The organism is Mycobacterium sp. DBP42, assembly GCF_005924235.1.
GTDB lineage: Bacteria > Actinomycetota > Actinomycetes > Mycobacteriales > Mycobacteriaceae > Mycobacterium > Mycobacterium syngnathidarum.
Window position 1 is genome coordinate 76,092 of record NZ_VCMY01000023.1, and the last position, 18,618, is coordinate 94,709.

Annotated in this window: 21 protein-coding genes and 1 pseudogene; 12 read left to right on the forward strand and 10 right to left on the reverse strand. The window is 65.8% G+C overall.

Going from position 1 to position 18,618, the window contains the following annotated elements; translation table 11 throughout:
- Window positions 1–25: 25 nt before the first annotated feature.
- Both E0T84_RS19970 and E0T84_RS19975 read right to left on the reverse strand, forming a co-directional pair.
- On the reverse strand, window positions 26–1,555 hold the full coding sequence (locus tag E0T84_RS19970; RefSeq protein ID WP_138745301.1) for a Re/Si-specific NAD(P)(+) transhydrogenase subunit alpha: 1,530 nt from the start codon (window positions 1,553–1,555) through the stop codon (window positions 26–28).
- Between the two features lie 118 nt (window positions 1,556–1,673).
- Window positions 1,674–2,687 carry a magnesium transporter CorA family protein gene (locus tag E0T84_RS19975; protein ID WP_138745302.1) on the reverse strand — a complete coding sequence of 338 codons (1,014 nt, stop codon included), beginning with the start codon at window positions 2,685–2,687 and terminating at the stop codon, window positions 1,674–1,676.
- 121 nt (window positions 2,688–2,808) lie between these two features.
- Between E0T84_RS19975 and E0T84_RS19980 the strand changes: the two genes are divergently transcribed.
- The gene (locus E0T84_RS19980; RefSeq protein WP_070946460.1) at window positions 2,809–3,423 is read left to right on the forward strand and encodes a DUF3159 domain-containing protein; all 615 of its coding nucleotides are present in this window, start codon (window positions 2,809–2,811) and stop codon (window positions 3,421–3,423) included.
- An 86-nt stretch (window positions 3,424–3,509) separates the two neighbouring features.
- On the opposite strand, the gene E0T84_RS19985 is transcribed toward E0T84_RS19980, so the two are convergent.
- Genes E0T84_RS19985 through E0T84_RS19995 form a run of 3 tightly spaced genes read right to left on the reverse strand, consistent with a single transcriptional unit; the run spans window position 3,510 to window position 5,958 of the window.
- On the reverse strand, window positions 3,510–4,493 hold the full coding sequence (locus E0T84_RS19985) for a zinc-binding alcohol dehydrogenase family protein (RefSeq protein ID WP_138745303.1): 984 nt from the start codon (window positions 4,491–4,493) through the stop codon (window positions 3,510–3,512).
- Entirely contained in the window at window positions 4,490–5,095 is a 606-nt protein-coding gene (locus tag E0T84_RS19990) for an HAD family hydrolase (protein WP_138745304.1), read from the reverse strand. The genes E0T84_RS19985 and E0T84_RS19990 overlap by 4 nt, the downstream gene beginning before the upstream one ends.
- Window positions 5,095–5,958: an alpha/beta fold hydrolase gene (locus E0T84_RS19995; RefSeq protein ID WP_138745305.1), complete on the reverse strand. Its 864-nt coding sequence runs from the start codon at window positions 5,956–5,958 to the stop codon at window positions 5,095–5,097. The genes E0T84_RS19990 and E0T84_RS19995 overlap by 1 nt, the downstream gene beginning before the upstream one ends.
- Before the next feature lie 85 nt (window positions 5,959–6,043).
- Between E0T84_RS19995 and E0T84_RS20000 the strand changes: the two genes are divergently transcribed.
- Entirely contained in the window at window positions 6,044–6,571 is a 528-nt protein-coding gene (locus tag E0T84_RS20000; RefSeq protein ID WP_249383690.1) for a CGNR zinc finger domain-containing protein, read from the forward strand.
- Here E0T84_RS20000 and E0T84_RS20005 read toward each other — a convergent pair whose 3' ends face one another.
- Complete coding sequence (locus tag E0T84_RS20005; protein WP_003883225.1) at window positions 6,572–6,682, reverse strand: hypothetical protein; 111 nt, start codon at window positions 6,680–6,682, stop codon at window positions 6,572–6,574.
- A gap of 126 nt (window positions 6,683–6,808) precedes the next feature.
- Here E0T84_RS20005 and E0T84_RS20010 point away from each other — a divergent pair, with 126 nt between their 5' ends.
- A complete protein-coding gene (locus tag E0T84_RS20010) occupies window positions 6,809–7,486 on the forward strand; it encodes a TetR/AcrR family transcriptional regulator (protein WP_070946463.1) in 678 nt (225 codons plus the stop codon).
- Between the two features lie 3 nt (window positions 7,487–7,489).
- Complete coding sequence (locus E0T84_RS20015; protein ID WP_075909094.1) at window positions 7,490–8,263, forward strand: SDR family oxidoreductase; 774 nt, start codon at window positions 7,490–7,492, stop codon at window positions 8,261–8,263.
- On the opposite strand, the gene E0T84_RS20020 is transcribed toward E0T84_RS20015, so the two are convergent.
- Window positions 8,256–8,636: a DoxX family protein gene (locus E0T84_RS20020; RefSeq protein ID WP_070946465.1), complete on the reverse strand. Its 381-nt coding sequence runs from the start codon at window positions 8,634–8,636 to the stop codon at window positions 8,256–8,258. The genes E0T84_RS20015 and E0T84_RS20020 overlap by 8 nt on opposite strands.
- Window positions 8,637–8,715: 79 nt before the next feature.
- On the opposite strand from E0T84_RS20020, the gene E0T84_RS20025 reads away from it, so the two are divergent.
- Together E0T84_RS20025 and E0T84_RS20030 are read left to right on the forward strand one after the other, a co-directional pair.
- Complete coding sequence (locus tag E0T84_RS20025; RefSeq protein ID WP_070946466.1) at window positions 8,716–9,600, forward strand: sigma-70 family RNA polymerase sigma factor; 885 nt, start codon at window positions 8,716–8,718, stop codon at window positions 9,598–9,600.
- Between the two features lie 9 nt (window positions 9,601–9,609).
- The gene (locus E0T84_RS20030; protein WP_138745306.1) at window positions 9,610–11,343 is read left to right on the forward strand and encodes an acyl-CoA dehydrogenase; all 1,734 of its coding nucleotides are present in this window, start codon (window positions 9,610–9,612) and stop codon (window positions 11,341–11,343) included.
- Here the strand turns inward: E0T84_RS20030 and E0T84_RS20035 are convergent.
- A complete protein-coding gene (locus E0T84_RS20035; protein WP_138745307.1) occupies window positions 11,340–12,431 on the reverse strand; it encodes an alcohol dehydrogenase catalytic domain-containing protein in 1,092 nt (363 codons plus the stop codon). The two genes, E0T84_RS20030 and E0T84_RS20035, sit on opposite strands and share 4 nt — an antisense overlap.
- 26 nt (window positions 12,432–12,457) lie before the next feature.
- Between E0T84_RS20035 and E0T84_RS20040 the strand changes: the two genes are divergently transcribed.
- Together E0T84_RS20040 and E0T84_RS20045 are read left to right on the forward strand one after the other, a co-directional pair.
- Entirely contained in the window at window positions 12,458–12,922 is a 465-nt protein-coding gene (locus tag E0T84_RS20040; RefSeq protein ID WP_138745308.1) for a thioesterase family protein, read from the forward strand.
- Window positions 12,891–13,331 carry an SRPBCC family protein gene (locus E0T84_RS20045; protein WP_171055099.1) on the forward strand — a complete coding sequence of 147 codons (441 nt, stop codon included), beginning with the start codon at window positions 12,891–12,893 and terminating at the stop codon, window positions 13,329–13,331. The genes E0T84_RS20040 and E0T84_RS20045 overlap by 32 nt, the downstream gene beginning before the upstream one ends.
- On the opposite strand, the gene E0T84_RS20050 is transcribed toward E0T84_RS20045, so the two are convergent.
- On the reverse strand, window positions 13,328–13,630 hold the full coding sequence (locus tag E0T84_RS20050; protein WP_075909088.1) for a hypothetical protein: 303 nt from the start codon (window positions 13,628–13,630) through the stop codon (window positions 13,328–13,330). The two genes, E0T84_RS20045 and E0T84_RS20050, sit on opposite strands and share 4 nt — an antisense overlap.
- 439 nt (window positions 13,631–14,069) lie before the next feature.
- Entirely contained in the window at window positions 14,070–14,762 is a 693-nt protein-coding gene (locus E0T84_RS20055; RefSeq protein ID WP_070946510.1) for a GntR family transcriptional regulator, read from the reverse strand.
- Window positions 14,763–14,872: 110 nt separating this feature from the next.
- Here E0T84_RS20055 and fadD5 point away from each other — a divergent pair, with 110 nt between their 5' ends.
- From fadD5 to E0T84_RS20075, 4 genes and pseudogenes are all read left to right on the forward strand, one after another.
- Window positions 14,873–16,477 (forward strand): fatty-acid--CoA ligase FadD5, encoded by a 1,605-nt coding sequence (fadD5, locus tag E0T84_RS20060; protein ID WP_070946471.1) that lies wholly within the window; start codon window positions 14,873–14,875, stop codon window positions 16,475–16,477.
- Window positions 16,478–16,781: 304 nt separating this feature from the next.
- Window positions 16,782–17,519 carry an ABC transporter permease gene (locus E0T84_RS20065; protein ID WP_165617836.1) on the forward strand — a complete coding sequence of 246 codons (738 nt, stop codon included), beginning with the start codon at window positions 16,782–16,784 and terminating at the stop codon, window positions 17,517–17,519.
- 1 nt (window position 17,520) lies between these two features.
- Entirely contained in the window at window positions 17,521–18,390 is an 870-nt protein-coding gene (locus E0T84_RS20070) for an ABC transporter permease (protein ID WP_070946473.1), read from the forward strand.
- Window positions 18,391–18,394: 4 nt separating this feature from the next.
- Window positions 18,395–18,618 (forward strand): annotated as a pseudogene (locus E0T84_RS20075) (MCE-family protein MCE1A); the annotation flags it as partial.

Consider the following 18,618-nt stretch of genomic DNA (forward strand, 5'->3'; position numbering starts at 1 on the left):
CAAAGTCTTTGTGGGCACGCAGGTTCTAGCTGCGGGAGAACATCGCGAGCATGCGACGCGTCACCGCGAAGCCGCCGAACACGTTGATGCTGGCCAGCAGGATGGCGCAGGTAGCGATCGCGGTCACCAGCGCGTTGCCGTGGCCGATCTGCAGCAGGGCGCCCACCACGATGATTCCGGAGATCGCATTGGTCACCGACATCAGCGGGGTGTGCAGCGCATGGTGCACATTGCCGATCACGTAGTAGCCGATCACGATCGCCAGCGCGAACACCGTCAGGTGGACCTGTAGCGCTGCCGGCGAGATCGCGATCAGGGCGAAGATCGCGGCCGCCGCGGCGAACGTGATGCCCAGCCGGCGTCCGGTCGACATCGGCTGTTTCTCTTCCTTGGCTGCCGGCGCGGCCGCCGCAGCGGGCTGGGCAGCCGGGGCGGCCGACACCTGAACCGGCGGCGGGGGCCAGGTGGTCTCGCCGTCGCGCACCACGGTCATCGAGCGCTGCACGACGTCGTCCCAATCGAGGACGACCTTGCCGTCCTTCTCCGGGGTGAGCAGCTTGAGCAGGTTCACCAGGTTGGTGCCGTACAGCTGGGAGGCCTGCGCGGGCAGGCGGCCGGCCAGGTCGGTGTAGCCGATGATCGTGACGCCGTTGTCGGTGACGATCGCCTGGTCCTTGACGGTGCCCTCGACGTTGCCGCCGTTGGCCGCGGCCATGTCGACGATGACGCTGCCGGACTTCATGGAGGCGACCATCTCGGCGGTGATGATGCGCGGTGCGGGCCTACCCGGGATCAGCGCGGTCGTGATGATGATGTCGACGTCCTTGCACTGCTCGGCGTACAGCTGCGCCTCGCGGGCCTTGTAGTCGTCGTCCATCTCTTTGGCATAGCCGGTGGCCGAGACTTCGGCGGCCTCGTTGGCGACGGACAGGTACTCGCCGCCCAGCGAGGCGACCTGATCGGCCACCTCGGGGCGCGGGTCGGTGGCCCGCACGATCGCACCCAGGCTGCCGGCAGCGCCGATGGCGGCCAGGCCGGCCACACCGGCACCGACCACCAGCACCTTGGCCGGGGGCACCTTGCCCGCTGCGGTGACCTGACCGGTGAAGAACCGGCCGAAGCTGTGGGCGGCCTCGACCACGGCGCGGTAGCCGGCGATGTTGGCCATCGAGGACAGCACGTCGAGGGACTGGGCGCGTGAGATGCGCGGCACCGCGTCCATCGCGAGCACCGTGATGGGCCGGGTGGACAGCTTCTCGACGAGTTCGGGCTTGAGTGCGGGTGAGATCAAGCTCACTAGCGTCGCTCCGTCGCGCAGCTTGCCGATCTCGGAATCATCGGGCGCGTTGACCTTGAGTACGACGTCGGCGTCCCACGGAGTGCCGATCTCGGCACCGGCCTCTACGTAGGCGGAGTCGGAGAAGCTCGAGGCAGCACCGGCGCCGCTTTCTACGACTACCGCGTACCCGAGCTTGATGATCTGCCCGACTGTTTGCGGTGTGGCGGCGACGCGTGTTTCCCCAGGTAGGGACTCACGCGGGATCCCGATGAGCATCGACTCCGCTCCGTTTCTTTCTGGTAGGCCTCTTAGTTCAGCCTGGAAGAGTGTCGCATTTGTGTTCACATAACGCCCATGCCCCTTTTGGGGGATGTGATCAACGGCCCAGCTCGGGTTACAGCCAGTCCCGGCGTTTGAACATCACATACAACAGGATCACGAGCACAACAATCAAAATGCTGCTGGCGATGAAGCCCACGACAGTGTTGATCCCGGGGTACATGACGTTCTGGCCGTAGAAGCCCGTGATCGCGGTCGGCACCGCGATGATCGCGGCCCAGCCGCTGAGTTTCTTCATCACCGTGTTGAGCCGCGCGTCCTGCAGGGACAGGTTGGTCTCGAACACCGTGGTGATCATGTCGCGCAGGGATTCGGTCCACTCCGAGGCACGCAGCACATGGTCGTACAGGTCGGCATAAAGTGGATCGAGCGCGGGTTCCGTTGACGAGTCGAGCCTGCGGTGCTGGATGGTGCTGACGACCTCACGCATCGGCAGTACCACCCGGCGCAGCTCGACCAGGTCCTTGCGCAGCTGAAAGGTGCGCCGTTGCAGCCCGCGCCGCGGGGCGCTGTCGGCGAACAACTCGTCCTCGAGGGATTCGATGGCGTCGTCGAGTGCCTCGACGGCCTCGAAGTGCCCGTCCACCACGACGTCGAGCAGACCGTGCACCAGCGCGCCGACGCCGTACCGCTGGCCACCCAGGTCATCGAAGCGTCGGGATACCTCGTCGATGTCGAATTCGGTGGCCGCACCGTTGACGCTGGGCAACCGCACGGTGATCAGGCCCCGCGGCAGGACGAAGGCCGAGATGCGGTGTTTCACCAGCAGCGAGGTGTCGGGTGGTGCGTCCTCGCCGGGCACACAGGTGTCGACCGCGTACACGGTGAAGAACGTATGTGTTTGGTACACAGAGGTTTTGGTGCGTTCCTTGGGGGCGACGGCATCTTCGACGGCCCACATGTTGAGCCCGAGTTCTCCGGCCAACTCGCGAAGCGCCTCGTGGTCGGGATCGTAGATGTCGGCCCACACCAAGGTGTTCTCGTCGGTCAGACAGTCCGAGATGCTCGCGAACGTGAAGCCGTCAACCGGCTTGCCGGAGCGCCACACCCGTCCCTGCACTTGCCTCACGAAGATCCATCCAAGCACCGCGGGATCGTTGTGGTGGTCATTCCCTCCGGCGGGGCTGGTCTGCTGAGCTGGGTACTCTCGGTAGGGTCCTGCCGGATCTTGAACGCGAGGCCCACATCCCATGAAGGATTCCCCACTCGATGGATTGATGGCGCGCGTCGGCGGTGTGAGCGGGATGGTCTATTCGGCTTTGCCGGTGACCGTGTACGCGACCGTCTCGGCCCTGTCGGGGCGGGTGCCCGCAATCATCGCCGCGTTGGTGACCGCCGCGGCCGTGCTCGCCTGGCAGCTACTGCGCCGCGAATCGGTCCGGCCCGCGCTGTGGGGGTTCGTCGGGGTGGCGGCCTGTGCGCTGCTGGCCCTCGCAACCGGTCAAGCCAAAGACTTCTTTCTCCCGGGTATCTGGATATCCCTGGCCTCGGCCGTCGCGATGACCGTCTCGATCCTCGTCAGACGTCCTCTTGTCGGCGTCATCTGGGCTTGGGCCACCGGCCGTGACGGCACCTGGCGTCAGGTTCCCGGGGTGCGGCTGGTCTTCAACGCCGTCACCGCGGTCTTGGCGACCGTGTCCTGGTCGCGGTTCCTGGTGCAGAACTATCTCTACGACACGGGTCAGGACGGACTGCTCGCGGTGGCGCGGCTGGCGATGGGCTGGCCATTGTTCGTCGTCACCACCACGCTGGTCCTGCTCAGTGCCCGCTACGCGATCCGGGCGCTGCCAAGCTCGGCGGCCTGAACCCCGGCCATGCAACGAAAGTGACGCCGTGGTCGTAAACCGGCACGGGCAACCACCATGGCGTCACTTTCGGCGGAGCTGAGTGTTCAGACGACCACCACCATCTTTCCACCCGCCGTGCCCGACTCCATGACCTCATGCGCTTCGCGGATCTGATCGAAGGTGAACACCCGCGACGGCGCGGCCTCCAACGTGCCGTCGGCGACGTGGCGGGCGATGTCGCCCAACGGCACATCTGACAGCGGGAACCCGGGTGAGCCGAACACGAAGCTGCCGAAGAACGTCAGATTGACACCGCTGGCCATCTGCAGCAGCGGGTTGAAGTCGGGGATCGGGTCGAGGCCGCCCAACCAGCCTGCCAGGCAGGCGGTTCCGCCGCGCCGCAGTATGTCGAGCGAGTCGAGGATCGTGCTGTTGCCGACGAGGTCGAGCACGGCGTCGATGTTTCCGGACTCGGCGAGGTGTGCGCTGAGATCGGGCACTTCTTGCTCGGCGCGGGCGACGCCGAGTCCTTCGAGTAGCGCGAAACGCTCGCGACTGCGCGTGGTGGCGATGACGTGTGCGCCCGCATTGACGGCGAGCTTGACAGCCGCCTGGCCGAACGACGATGTGGCGCCGCGGATCACCAGGGTCTGGCCAGGTTGCAGGTCGAGGTTGCGGAACAGGCAGGTCCACGCCGTCGCATAGGTTTCGGGTAGGGCGGCCAGCTGGTCCCACGGCAAGTCGGCGTCGATGAGCGCGACGTTCGCGGCACGTACCCGGGTGTACTCGGCGTAGCTGCCGTTGATGGTCCTGCCCAACCCACCCATGAGCGCGGCGACCTTGGCGCCGACCTGGAACTCGCCGCCCGGGCACGAGTCGACGATGCCGACGCACTCGATACCGCTGACCTCGGCCGCCTCGGCCCATTCCCCGCGCCGCATGTGCATCTCGGCGTGATTGATACCGAAGGCCTTGATCTGGATGACGACCTCTCCGGCGCTGGGTTCGGGCTTGGGGATGTCGGTGTAGACGAGGTGGTTCAGCCCACCGAACCCGTCAAGAACGATCGCGCGCATCTGTGTGGTCATGAGAGTTTCTCCAGTATGTCGTTGAGCTGTAACAGATCTGATGCGACGACAGTGGGTTCGGGCACGTCGGGTGCTCGCAACACAGCGTTGCAGGGGCGGGTGATGAGTGCTCCGCTGAATCCGGCGGCCTGGGCGCCCAGCGTGTCCCACATGTGGGCGGCCACCATCATGCAGTCGGACGGCGCCACACCCAGCTGGTCGGCCACGCCGGTGTACAGCGACGGAGCCGGCTTGAAGGCGCGCTGGGTGCCGACTGTGAACTGATGCTCGAAATAGCCCGCCAGCCCCGCGTGATCCAAGGGCGTGGGGTTGTCGCTGTGTGGTGAATTTGTCAGGGTGACAAGGCGATAGCCGTTGTCACGGAGACGCTGCAGTCCGTCGGCGGCATCGGTATCGGCCGTCATCCGCAGCACAGCCTGGCCGAGTGTGAAGAAATCGGTGTACCGCCCCGATACCGTGATGGCCATGGAGTACATCACGAGTTGGTTGAACCATTCGCGCAGGACCTGCGAGTCGCTGAACATCCGCTCGAAATGTGGTTGCAGGGACTCGATGTCGATGAGGGTCTCGTTGACGTCGAACACCAGCACGCCGGGTCTCATCAGCTGACCCGTCGCTGGAGGAAGCTGTCGATCAGGTTCGCGACCTCGTCGCCGTGAGTCTCCAACAGGAAGTGTCCGCCGTCGAGCAGGTGGATCTCGGCGTCGACGGCGTCCTTGCCAAAGGCCCGTGCCCCGTCGGGCCCGAAGATCGGATCTCCGGCACCCCACACGGCCAGCACAGGGACCCCACTGGTGCGCAGGTATTCGTGCAGCGTGGGATACAGCGGGGCGTTGGTGGCGTAGTCGCGGAACAGCTTGAGCTGCACCAGATCATTGCCCGGCCGGGCGAGCATCGCCGCGTCGTGCACCCAGGTGTCGGGGTTGACCAGGCTCTCGTCGGAAACTCCGGTCAGGTACTGCCACTTGATGCCGTCGATGCTCAACGCGGTCCGCACGCCCGCCTCGGTCTCGGGGGTCTGCTCGCGCTGGTAGGCCCACACTCCGTTCCAGAAGCTCTCGACGAAACCTTCGTCATAGCCGTTGCCGTTCTGCGTGACGATCGCGGTGATGGCCTCGGGATGCCGCAGGGCCAGCCGCCAGCCGATCGGGGCGCCGTAGTCCTGAACGTAGATCGCGTAGCGCGACACCGCGAGGTGGTTCAGCAGGCCGTCGGTGAGGTCGGCCACGGCGTCGAAGGTGTAGTCGAATTCGTGGGCGGCCGGCGCGTCGGAGTGGCCGTACCCCAGGTGGTCGGGCGCGATGACGTGGTAGTGCTCGGCCAGTCGGGGGATGAGGTCGCGGAACATGAATGAGCTCGTCGGAAACCCGTGTAGCAGCACGATCGCCGGTGCGTCAGGTGCGCCGGCCTCGCGGTAGAACAGTCGCTGCCCTTCGACGGTGGCGTAGCGGTGGTGAACGATCATGGCTAACTCCTTAAACTGATTTAAGCGGTTAGTGACATCTAACGCCCGGGCGCATAACCTGTCAATAGGTATTTGGAGGTTAGATATGGCGCTGATGGAGGTGGGCCGGCACGACGAGGTCTTGCTGGTCGATCTGCTCAACACCACGCCTGTGGTCGACGGAAGACAGCGCGACGTGCTGGCGGATCCGCTGCAGGCGCGGGCATGGCTGTTGAAGCACGATGTGGCCGAAGCCGAACTGGCCGAACTGGTCGGCGCCCGGAATGTGCTTCAGGCCGTGGTGCGCGGAACCGAGACGGCGACAGTGCTCGAGCCGTTTCTCGAGGAGGCGGTACTGCGGGCACACGCCACGCAGCACGGTTTGAACTGGGAACTCGATGCCGATGGCGCGCGGCGCGGAGCCCTGCGGGCCATCTTGGCGTGGGATGCGTTGCGGGCCACAAGCCCTGGGCGACTACGCGCGTGTGCGAACCCGGACTGCCGGCTGTTCTTGATGGATCGCAGCAAGCCGAACACCGCACGCTGGTGTTCGATGGCTACCTGCGGAAACCGCATGAAGGCGCGCCGGCATCACCAGCGCGCAAGGACTGCGAAGACTGACGAACAGTCCTGATCACACCGGGGGATAAGCGGGCGGCGGGTAGACGCCGCGCAGACCCCAGGCCAGCCACGGAAAGAAGAAGTCGCTCTCGTCGCTGAGGTCGTAGTCAGGATTCGGATCCATGCCCGGAGTCTAGACGCAGTAGGCAAGGCCGGAACAGGGCCGCGAACGGAATTGCCTACACTGTTCAACCATCTAGTTGATTGATTTCCTGGGCAAGGTCCGGGCGATGCTGATAGTGAGTGTGCTATGTCATCCGATGCAGAGGGCGGCCGGGGGCGCGGAGGCGCGGCCGCCAACGGGACGTCCCGCCGCGATGAGCTGCTGACTGTCGCGGCCAAACTGTTCGCCGCCCGCGGCTATCACGGCACCCGCATGGACGACGTCGCCGAGGCTGTCGGGCTCAACAAGGCCACCGTCTATCACTACTACTCGAGCAAGTCGCTGATCCTCTACGACATCTACAAGAGCACCGCGGACTTCACCGTCGAGGCCCTGCATGACGACCCCACCGCCTCGGCCCGCGAAACCATCTACAACTTCACCCGGCGGCTGCTCGTCGGCATCGCCAACGACCTGGAGCGCGCAGCCGTGTACTTCCAGGAAGGCCCCTACATCGCGGAGTGGTTCACCGAAGAGCAGGTGGCCTACATCCGGCACGCCGAGACCCAGGTCTACGAGCACGTCCGCGACGTGATCGACCGAGGCATCGCCAGCGGTGAGTTCTACGACTGCGATTCGCATGTCCTGGCCCTCGGCTACATCGGGATGACGCTGGGCTCCTACCGCTGGTTGCGACCGCACGGCAGGCGGACCGCCCAGGAGATCGCCGTCGAGTTCAGCACCGCGCTGCTGCGCGGCCTGATCCGCGACGAAGTGGTCCGCAACGAATCCCCGCTCGGTGTCGAGATCGACCAGAAGGCCTAAACCATGACTGATCTGTTCCGATTGGACGGCAAGGTCGCCGTCGTCACCGGCGGCGGCCGCGGCATCGGCCTGATGATGGCCCGGGGCCTGCTGCAGGCCGGGGCCTCGGTGTATCTCTCCAGCCGCAAGGAGGCCGAGCTCAACGCGGCGGTGGAAGCGCTGAGCTCATTGGGCCGGGTGTCGGCGGTGCCTGCCGATCTCGGGACCGCCGAAGGTGTCGCCGCCCTCACCGCGGCCGTCACGGGACGTGAGGATGCGATCCACGCTCTGTTCAACAACGCGGGTGCGGCGTGGGGTGCGCCGTACGACGACTTCCCCGAATCCGGATTCGACAAGGTCTATGACGTCAACGTCAAAGGCGTGTTCCTGCTGACCCGCGCGCTCACCCCGTTGCTGAATGCCGCTGCCACCGAGGATGATCCGGCCCGCGTGATCAACACCGGCAGCATCGACGGCATCGTCGCGCCCGAGAAGGGCCGCGACAACTTCTCCTATAGCGCCAGCAAGGCCGCCGTGCACATGCTGACCAAACACCTTGCCGGCGAGCTCGCCCCGAAGATCCTCGTCAATGCCATCGCCCCGGGATTGTTCGAATCGCGGATGACCAAGGAGCTGCTGCGGGCCGGCGTGGATGAAGTAGGTGGCCATCTGCCCCTCGGTCGCATCGGCCGGCCCGACGACGTCGCCGGCATCTCGGTGTTCCTGGCTAGCCGGGCCAGCGCCTACATCACCGGCGCGGTCATCCCGGTCGACGGCGGTGTGAGCACCATCAGGTGACGGGCAGGGTGAACCAGCCCCAGGCCAGGAAAACGAACACGCCGAGGTAGACGATGTCGCCGGCCATGTAGAGCCACTCGCTGCGACGGAATCTGGTCGTGGCCGCACCGGCCATGAACAGTGCCAGGCCGCACGCGGCCACCGGGGTCAGCACCGGCGCGATCCCCGAGGCCACGGGGAGAATCAGACCGATGGCACCGACCAGTTTGATGGCCCCGATCGCCTTGAGGTGGCCGTCGCCGAAGTCGTCGACCCAATACTGGGTCTTGCCCATCGACCGGTACTTCTCCCGCGACGCCAGCAGCAGGCTGGTCCCGCCGGCGGCGTAGGCCGCCGCCGCGACGATCGTGATGATCCAGAGGGTGGTGTTCATTCCTCGCTCCGTTCGTGGTTACGTCGGTCTGTGCCGACTCGTCACCTCTATGACGGATCCGCGCGATGAGAGGTAACAGATGACGCCCGAGGCATCACTGGCAGCGACATTCGAGCAACAACGCCCGCGGCTGCTCGCGGTAGCCCACCGCGTCCTGGGCTCCCGGGCCGATGCCGAGGATGCCGTTCAGGAGGCGTGGCTAAGGCTGTCCCGTCAGGACGCGGAGTCGGTGGAGAACGCCGCCGGCTGGCTGACGACGGTGGTGGGACGCATCTGCATCGACATGCTCCGTGCGCGCAGCAGTCGCGCCGAGGTGGCTCCCGCCGCCGACCTTCCCGAACTCGTCGTCACCGAGGACGTCGACTCCCCGGAGGACGCGGCGGTGCTCGCGGACTCGGTCGGCCTGGCGATGCTCGTGGTGCTGGGATCGCTGCGCCCTGATGAACGCCTCGCGTTCGTCCTGCACGACATGTTCGCCGTGCCTTTCGCCGAGATCGGCCAGATCCTCGACAGGTCGGGCGACGCCGTCAAGATGATGGCCAGCCGTGCGCGCCGGAAGGTCCAGGACGTGCCGCCGCCCACCGGGGACCGGCGCCGCAAGCAGGAGCAACGTGAGGTCGTCGACGCCTTCCTGGCCGCTGCCCGCGACGGCGACTTCGATGCACTGCTGCGGGTGCTCGATCCCGACATCACCTGGCAGCGGTACACGGCCACCGGTGTGACCGTCGGCACCGGGACGGACGGCATCGTCAGTGCGGTCCGGCGCGGCCACGGAACCCGCGTCGTGGCCCGGCGCGTGTCCGTCAACGGCGAACCGGGAATCTTGGCGTGGGGGCCCACCGGCCGCCCGCTCGGCCTGATGGCGTGCACCGTCGACGACGGCCGACTGGTCGGGATCGTGTCGATCGTCGATCCGCGACGGCTGGCCCGGATGTCGCTGCCCGAGCCACCTGCCGCGGATTAACCTGGCCGCATGAAGTCGACGATCCTCTCCCGCCGAGACCTGGATTTTCTGCTCTACGAGTGGCTGGACGTCGAAAAGCTCACGACACTCGACCGATTCGCCGAGCACTCCCGCGAGACCTTCGACGGCGTGCTGGACCTGTGCGAGCAACTCGCGACCCGCTACTTCGCGCCCCACAACAAACTGAGCGACGCCGAGGAGCCGACCTTTGACGGGCAGGCCGTCACGCTGATCCCCGAGGTGAAGCAGGCGTGGGACGCGTTCGCGGCCGCTGACCTGATCGCCATGGGAATGGATGCCGAAATCGGCGGCGCGCAACTGCCTGCCACCGTCGCGCAGGCGGCGTTCGCGTGGATCTCCGCGGCGAACGTGTCGACGTCGGGTTACCTGATGCTGACCATCGCCAACGCCAACCTGCTGGCCCGTTTCGGCTCGGCCGAGCAGATCGAGACGTTCGTCAAACCCATGCTCGCGGGCCGGTTTTCGGGCACGATGGCGCTGTCGGAGGCCCAGGCCGGATCGTCGCTGGCCGACATCACCACGCGTGCCGAACCGCAGTCTGACGGCAGCTATCGGTTGTTCGGTTCGAAGATGTGGATTTCGGGCGCCGAGCACGAGATGACCGAGAACATCGTCAACCTCGTGTTGGCCAAGATTCCCGGAGCGCCGGCCGGCACCAAGGGCATTTCGTTGTTCATCGTCCCGAAGTACCTCGCCGACGGAACCCGCAACGGCGTGGCCATCTCCGGACTGAATCACAAGATGGGCCAACGCGGCATCACCAACACCGTGCTGAATTTCGACGGCGCGGTCGGCTACCTCGTCGGAGAGCCACACAGCGGGATCGTCTACATGTTCCACATGATGAACGAGGCGCGCCTGGGGGTCGGCATGGGTGCCGTCGCGCTCGGCTATACCGGCTACCTCAAGTCGCTGGAATACGCGCGAGAGCGCCCGCAGGGCCGGCCACTGGGTGTCAAGGATCCGTCGACCCCGCAGGTGCCGATCATCGAGCACGCCGACGTCAAGCGAATGCTGTTGGCGCAGAAAGCCTATGTCGAGGGTGGGCTGGCGCTCGCGCTCTACTGCGCCAAACTGGTCGACACCGAGGACACCGCGGTCCTCGACATCCTCACGCCGATCGCCAAGAGCTGGCCGTCCCAGTGGTGCCTTGAGGCCAACAGTCTGGCGATCCAGGTGCACGGCGGCTACGGCTACACCCGTGAGTACGACGTCGAGCAGCACTACCGCGACAACCGGCTCAACCCGATCCACGAGGGCACTCACGGTATCCAGAGCCTGGACCTGTTGGGCCGCAAGGTCACCCAGAACGGTGGAGCCGGCCTGGCGGCTCTGGGGGAGCGGATCTCGGCGACAGTCGCGGCGGCTGGCAATCAAGGCGCAGCCGCGGCTTCGGGTACGGCCCCTGATCTGGCCTCACAGCTGGATGCCGCCTGGCAGCGGCTGGTCGCGGTTACCGGTGCGATGTTCGCTTCCGGCGACGTCGAGGCCGCGATGGCCAACAGCGCGGTGTACCTCGAGGCATTCGGGCACATCGTGGTGGCGTGGATCTGGCTGGAGCAGTTGCTGGCCGCCGAAGGCCGCACCGGCGACTTCTATGACGGCAAGCGACAGGCCGCCCGGTACTTCTTCCGTTACGAGCTGCCCAAGACCGCACCGCAATTGGAGCTGCTCGAGAGCCTGGACCGCACGACGCTCGAGATGCGTGATGGCTGGTTCTAGTCGAACTCGATGATCTGGCGCACGGCTCGCCCGTCAGCCAGTTCGTCCATGCCGGTGTTGATCTGGTCGAGCGCGATGGTGGAGGACACCAGCTGTTCGACGGGTAACCGGCCGGCCCGCCAGAGCTCGACGAACCGCGGGATATCGCGGGCCGGCACGGCTGAACCGAGGTAGCTGCCGATAAGCGACCTTCCCTCGGCCACGAATCCCAACGGCGACACCGAGATTCGGGCATCAGGGCGGGGCAGGCCCACCGTGATCGTGCGTCCGCCGGGCCCCGTGAGCGCGATGGAGGTTTCGAGTGCGGCGGGGTGGCCGGCGGCTTCGATGACGACGTCGGCCTTGAGGCCATCGGCTTGCTCGGGGGTGTATGTCTCGTGCACACCGAGCTCGCGTGCCTTGGCGAGTTTGTCGGGGAGTTGGTCGACGCCGATGACGCGCACGTCGTCGTGGGCCAGTGCGGTCAGGGCCGCGGCCATCCCGACGCCGCCGAGACCGACGACGGCGACCGTCTGGCCGGGCCGCGGCGTCCCGACGTTGAGCACGGCACCGCCGCCGGTGAGCACTGCGCAGCCCAACAGGGACGCCACGACGGCTGGAACGTCGTCGGGCACCGGCACCACCGAGCGGCGGTCCACGACAGCGTGCGTGGCGAAACCGGACACTCCGAGGTGATGGAACACCGGCCGGCCGTCGCGGGTGAGCCGGATGTCGCCGTTCATCAACGTGCCGGCACCGTTGGCCGCCGATCCGGGAGCACACGGCGTCAGGCCGTCGGTGGCACACGCGGGGCACTGCCCGCAGCGCGGCAGGAACGTCATCACCACCCGCTGGCCCGCCGGCAGATCGCTGTCCCCGGCCTCGACGATTCCCGCGGCCTCATGGCCCAGCAGCATCGGCACGGGGCGTACCCGGTTGCCGTCGACCACCGACAGATCGGAGTGGCACAACCCGGCGGCCTCGATGCGCACCAGCAGTTCGCCCGGGCCCGGTTCGGCGAGATCGAGGTCGCAGACCCGGATGGGTTGCGATGCGGCGTACGGGCGGGACTGACCGATGTGCTCGAGGACGGCTCCGCGGATCTTCATGGTGACCAGCCTGTCAGACTTCGGGAATGACCGACGGAGCCGAATTGACCCGCGCAGACTTTCCGCTGCACTGGCCGGTCCTGACCCGATGGACCGACAACGACATGTTCGGCCACCTCAACAACGCGGTGTACTACGAGCTGTTCGACACCGCGATCAACGCCTGGATCAACACCAACTGTGACGTCGATCCGATCACGGCGCCGTGGCTCGGTGTGGTCGCCGAGTCCGGCTGCCGATACTTTGCGGAGTTGAAGTTCCCCGATCCGTTGCTGGTCGGCCTGTCGGTCGCTCGATTGGGCAACAGCAGTGTCACCTACCGGCTCGGATTGTTCGAGCCCGATGGCCCGGTGGCGGCGGTCGGTCATTGGGTGCACGTGTACGTGGACCGGACCACGCGCCGGCCGGTACCGATTCCCGACGTGATCCGCGCCCTGCTGCAGTCGATATGCTCGCCGGATGCCACTCGTGAGCAAGACCGTCGAGGTTGATGCCCCTGCCGAGAAGATCATGGCGATCGTCGGTGATTTCGAGGCCTACCCGCAGTGGAACCCCGAGATCAAGGGCTGCTGGATTCTGGCCCGCTACGACGACGGCCGGCCCAGCCAGTTGCGCCTGGACGTCGAGATCCAGGGTCAGTCGGGCACCTTCATCAACGCGGTCTACTACCCCGCGGAGAACCAGATCTTCACCGTGTTGCAGCAGGGCGACCACTTCACCAAGCAGGAGCAGAGGTTCTCGGTCGTGCCGCTCGGGCCGGGCAACACGCTCCTCCAGGTCGATCTCGAGGTGGAGGTCAAGCTGCCGGTCCCGGCCATGATGGTCAAGAAGCTCATCGGCGACACGCTGGACCACCTGGCCAACGCCCTCGTCAACCGGGTGCAGCAGCTGTCTGCCTAGGCCGCGCGGTCGGCGGCTGCCGCCCGCAGCTCCAGTACGCGATTGCGGATGCGGTACTCGGTGGCCCGTGGCATCTCGGCCGGTCGGTATCGGCCATGTCTGACCCGATAGACCCGGCCGTGGTTCATCTCCCACCGCAAGGCGTCGGAGATCGCCTTGGACGGGCGCCCGCGGGTCGTGAATCCCTGGTCTTCGAGCGCGTCGACCAGATCGGCCACCGATTGTGGGCCGTTCTGCAGCAGCTGCATGGTCAGCACGTAGCGGAGGTTGGTGCCGCGCAGGAGGAGTTTGTCCGCCATGGCGTCACGGTGCCAAGAGGGTCTGACATGCACACTGATCACAGGATTCGTCGGGATATCCGATGTGCCCGCCTACTAGCGACAATCCAGCGACAATCGCCACTGGGGCACCATGGGTCACGCCTAACCCATTGTCGCTGAACGCTTTTGCCCGTCCAGTACCGATGGACTCGTCAGCCTCACCCGTCTCGTGCCCGACTGTCAGCGACTCTGTCGCTGACAGGTGGGCAACCCGAAATCCGTTACAAATGAGGCCTAATCAGCCCCAAGTGGCGGGAGTGTAGATCGCATCTGTGGCAGATGATGCTGGCGATGTCCATGAGGCGATAGTCGCTGGATTGTCGCTGATAGCCGGGCAGGTCGGACATCCATTTCGCGCCGCGACACGCCAGTAGAGGGGTGCCGACACGCGGAAGCCCCGAGCCCGGGCCAAACTGCGTCAGTCCCACATCCCGATGTCGTTCAGGCGGGCGATGAGCCGCTGGGCGGCGTCGGTGAACTGATTCGCGTTGAGCTCCACCGCGGCCGCGGTGTCCCGCCGGCGCAGCGCGTCGATCAGCAACCGGTGATTCTCCACGGCCTCGGTGCCCCACTTCGGATCGGTCGAGTAGATCAGGGCAGGCAGGTACCGCGCGACGTGCAGCAGGAACCAGGCCAGCTTGATCCGGCCGCTGGCGTGGTTGAACGCCCGGTGGAAGGCGAACTCGGCTGACGAGATCGCCACCGGGTCGTGGCCCTCGACGGCTACCGCGAGTTCGGCGTTGAGTTGCTCCAGCTCATCGATTTGAGCCGAGGTGATGCGGGTGGTGGCGGTCGCGGCCAGCTTCCGCGCGATGGTGGCCTGCAGCCAGAAGATGTCCTCGACGTCGGCGCGAGTCAGAGGCACCACGACGTGTCCGCGGTTGGGCTCCAACTGCACCATGCCTTCGCCCCGCAGCGTGCGCAGTGCCTCCCGCACCGGGGTGATGCTGACTCCGAGTGCCGCCGCGGTCTCGTCCAGGCGAATGAACGTCCCCGGCCGCAGCACCCCGGTCATGATCTCGGCCCGCAGCTGGGCGGCAACCTCGTCGGAGAGTTGCTCGCGCCGTCCGCCGCGACGACGTTGCACGGCCGTCCTGGCAGGTGCATTCACGCGAATCCGTTCGCCTTTCTGGTGGGCTTGTCGCCGGGGCCCCGAGGCCATAGTGTGACCGGGGCAACCCCATGTTTGACCAAATATAAAATTCGTGCAACCCGATACCCATGGAGTACAGATCGTTGACTGCCGAGCCGTTCCCCACTGAGCAGCCGTACCTGGCCCGCCGTCAGAACTGGCCCAACCTGCTGACGCGGCACGCCATGATGCAGCCCGAGAAAACCGCTTTCCGGTTCTTGGGACACACAATCACGTGGCGCGAGCTGGACCACCGCGTGACCAAACTGGCCGGCGCGCTCAGCCGGCGCGGCATCGGATCCGGCGATCGCGTGCTGATCCTGATGCTCAACCGGCCGGAGTTCATCGAGGCGATGCTCGCGGCCAACAGGCTCGGTGCCATCGCGGTGCCGGTCAACTTCCGGATGACCCCGCCGGAGATCGCCTTCCTGGTGAGCGATTGCGAGGCCCGCGTCGTCGTCACCGAGCCCGTGCTGGCCGGTGTGGCCACCGCGGTGCGCGATCTCGACGCCACGTTGTCGACGGTCATCGTGGCCGAGGCGGCGACCGAAGATGGCGTCCTGGGTTACGAGGACCTGATCGCCGAGGACGGTCCGCCCGTCGAACCGGCAGACATCCCCGGCGACGCCCCCGCGCTGATCATGTACACCTCCGGTACCACCGGCCGGCCCAAGGGCGCGGTGCTGACCCACAACAACCTCGTCGGTCAGAGCATGACGAATCTGTTCACCACCGGCGTCGACATCAACAACGACGTCGGATTCATCGGTGTCCCCCTGTTCCACATCGCCGGCGTCGCCGGAAACGTGAACACGGGTCTGACGCTCGGTTTGCCCACGGTGATCTACCCGCTGGGTGCCTTCGACCCGGGCGCCCTGCTCGATGTGCTGGCGGAGGAAAAGGTCACCGCGATCTTCCTGGTTCCCGCGCAGTGGCAGGCGGTTTGTGCTGAGCAGAAAGCGAATCCGCGCGATCTTTGCCTGCGGGCGCTGTCGTGGGGCGCCGCTCCGGCCTCGGACACCTTGCTCCGGGCCATGGCCGAGACCTTCCCGGGCAGCCAGATCACCGCCGCATTCGGCCAGACCGAGATGTCCCCGGTCACCTGCATGTTGTTGGCGGACGACGCAATTCGCAAACTCGGTTCGGTCGGTCAGGTCATCCCGACCGTCTCGGCCCGCATCGTGGACGAGAACATGAACGACGTCCCGGTCGGCGACGTCGGCGAGATCGTCTACCGCGCCCCAACTTTGATGGCCGGCTATTGGAACAACCCCAAGGCCACCGCGGAGGCGTTCGCCGGCGGCTGGTTCCACTCCGGAGATCTCGTGCGCCAGGACGAGGAGGGCTACATCTGGGTGGTCGACCGCAAGAAGGACATGATCATCTCCGGCGGCGAGAACATTTACTGCGCCGAGGTGGAGAACGTCCTCGCCGGGCATCCCTCCATCACCGAAGTCGCCGTGATCGGCCGGCACGACGAGAAGTGGGGCGAAGTCCCGGTTGCCGTGGTCGCTCTGAGCAGAGGCGAGGGCTTGAATCTCGGGGACCTCGACGGCTTCCTCACCGAACGCCTGGCGCGCTACAAGCATCCGAAGGCGCTCGAAATCGTCGATGCCCTGCCCCGCAACCCCTCGGGCAAGGTGCTCAAGACCGAACTCAGGGAGCGTTTCGGCTCCCCGATCAACGCCCAGTAGGGTTGACGGCTGCGAAAGTAACTCGGAGTCAACGGTTTCTGCAGGTCACTTTCTAAGTTTGCTGTTCTTGCACGCCCTTGTTAACGGTTGATGGCACAATCCACCCGATGCGGTGCACACCCCGGTTTCTATCGGGTACAGTCCGGTGGTCTCAATTACTACTCACGAGTAGGGAGAGACGGATCACACAAGCTGACAGGCGACGAGGAGGGGGCGTGCGACACGTCCAGGGGGCGCACCGGTGACGGCGCCTGCCGACGGGCTCGTCGGCTACGTACGTGGTCAATTGGAGAAGCCGCTGGCTATGGTCGGTGGCTTCTTCAAGATGACTGTGCTCACCGGAAAGGCGTTTCTCACACGGCCTTTCCAGTGGAAAGAGTTCGTGCTGCAGAGCTGGTTCCTGATCCGGGTGGCTTTCTTGCCCACGCTCGCGGTGTCGATCCCGCTGACCGTGCTCATCATCTTCACGCTCAACATCCTGTTGGCGGAGTTCGGCGCGGCTGACGTCTCAGGTGCCGGTGCCGCACTTGGTGCCGTCACCCAGCTCGGCCCGCTGGTCACGGTGCTCGTCGTGGCCGGCGCCGGGTCGACGGCGATTTGCGCAGACCTCGGCGCCCGGACCGTGCGTGAAGAGATCGACGCGCTCGAAGTGCTGGGCATCGACCCGATCGAGCGGCTGGTCGTTCCCCGCGTGGTCGCCTCCACGTTCGTGGCCTTCATGCTCAACGGCGCGGTGATCACCATCGGTCTGGTCGGCGGCTTCTTCTTCGGCGTCTACATCCAGAACGTCTCGGCCGGCGCCTACGTATCCACGCTGACCCTGCTGACCGGGTTTCCCGAGGTGATGATCTCGGTCGTCAAGGCCACGCTGTTCGGCCTGATCGCCGGACTCGTCGGCTGCTACCGCGGCCTGACGGTGGCCGGTGGCTCCAAGGGCGTCGGCACCGCGGTGAACGAGACCCTGGTGCTGTGCGTGGTGGCATTGTTCGCAGTCAACGTCGTGCTCACCACCATCGGTGTGCGGTTCGGAACAGGGCATTGACATGAGTACCGCTACAGTTCTTCGGTCCCGGTTCCCCCGGGCGTTCTCGCGCACCTCGGACATCGCAGGCACACCGGCCCGGTTCCTCGACAGCATGGGCCACGTCGCGTGGTTCGTCGTCCAGGCCATCGGCTCGATCCCGCACGCGTTCCGGCATTACCGCCGTGAAGCGCTGCGGCTGGTCGCCGAGATCGGGATGGGTACCGGCGCCATGGCCGTCATCGGCGGCACCGTGGCGATCATCGGTTTCGTCACGCTGTCGGCCGGCTCGCTGATCGCCATCCAGGGCTTCGCGTCCCTGGGCAATATCGGTGTCGAGGCCTTCACCGGCTTCTTCGCCGCCTTGGCAAACATCCGCGTTGTTGCCCCGGTCGTCACCGGGCAGGCCCTGGCCGCCACGGTCGGTGCCGGCGCCACCGCCGAACTCGGCGCCATGCGCATCAGCGAAGAGGTCGATGCGCTGGAAGTCATGGGCATCCGCTCGATTTCGTATCTGGTGTCCACCCGGATCATCGCCGGGTCGATCGTCATCATCCCGCTCTACGCGATGGCGATCCTGCTGTCCTTCCTGTCTGCGCAGTTCGTCACGACGATCTTTTACTCGCAGTCAGTCGGTACGTATGAGCACTACTTCCATACGTTCCTGCGTGTCGACGACGTGATGTGGTCTTTCCTGGAGGTCATCATCATGTCGATCGTGGTCATGTTGAACCACTGCTACTTCGGCTATTACGCCAGTGGCGGTGCTGTCGGTGTGGGTGAGGCAGTAGGGAGGTCGATGCGAACCTCGTTGATCGCAATCGTGTTGGTGGTCCTGTTGGCTTCGTTGGCGCTCTACGGCACCGACCCCAACTTCAACCTCACGGTGTAGCGGCATGACGGCGCCCCATGCTCCCATGAACAAGCCCAAGATCCCGCCGTACAAGCTGGCCGGACTGGTGCTCGCGCTCGTCACTGCGGTGGTGGTCGGGCTGACCTGGATGCAGTTCCGTGGGTCCTTCGAGGACAAGACGCAGCTGACGGTGTTGTCCGGGCGGGCTGGTCTGTCGATGGATCCGGGTTCGAAGGTCACTTTCAACGGTGTGCCGATCGGCCGGTT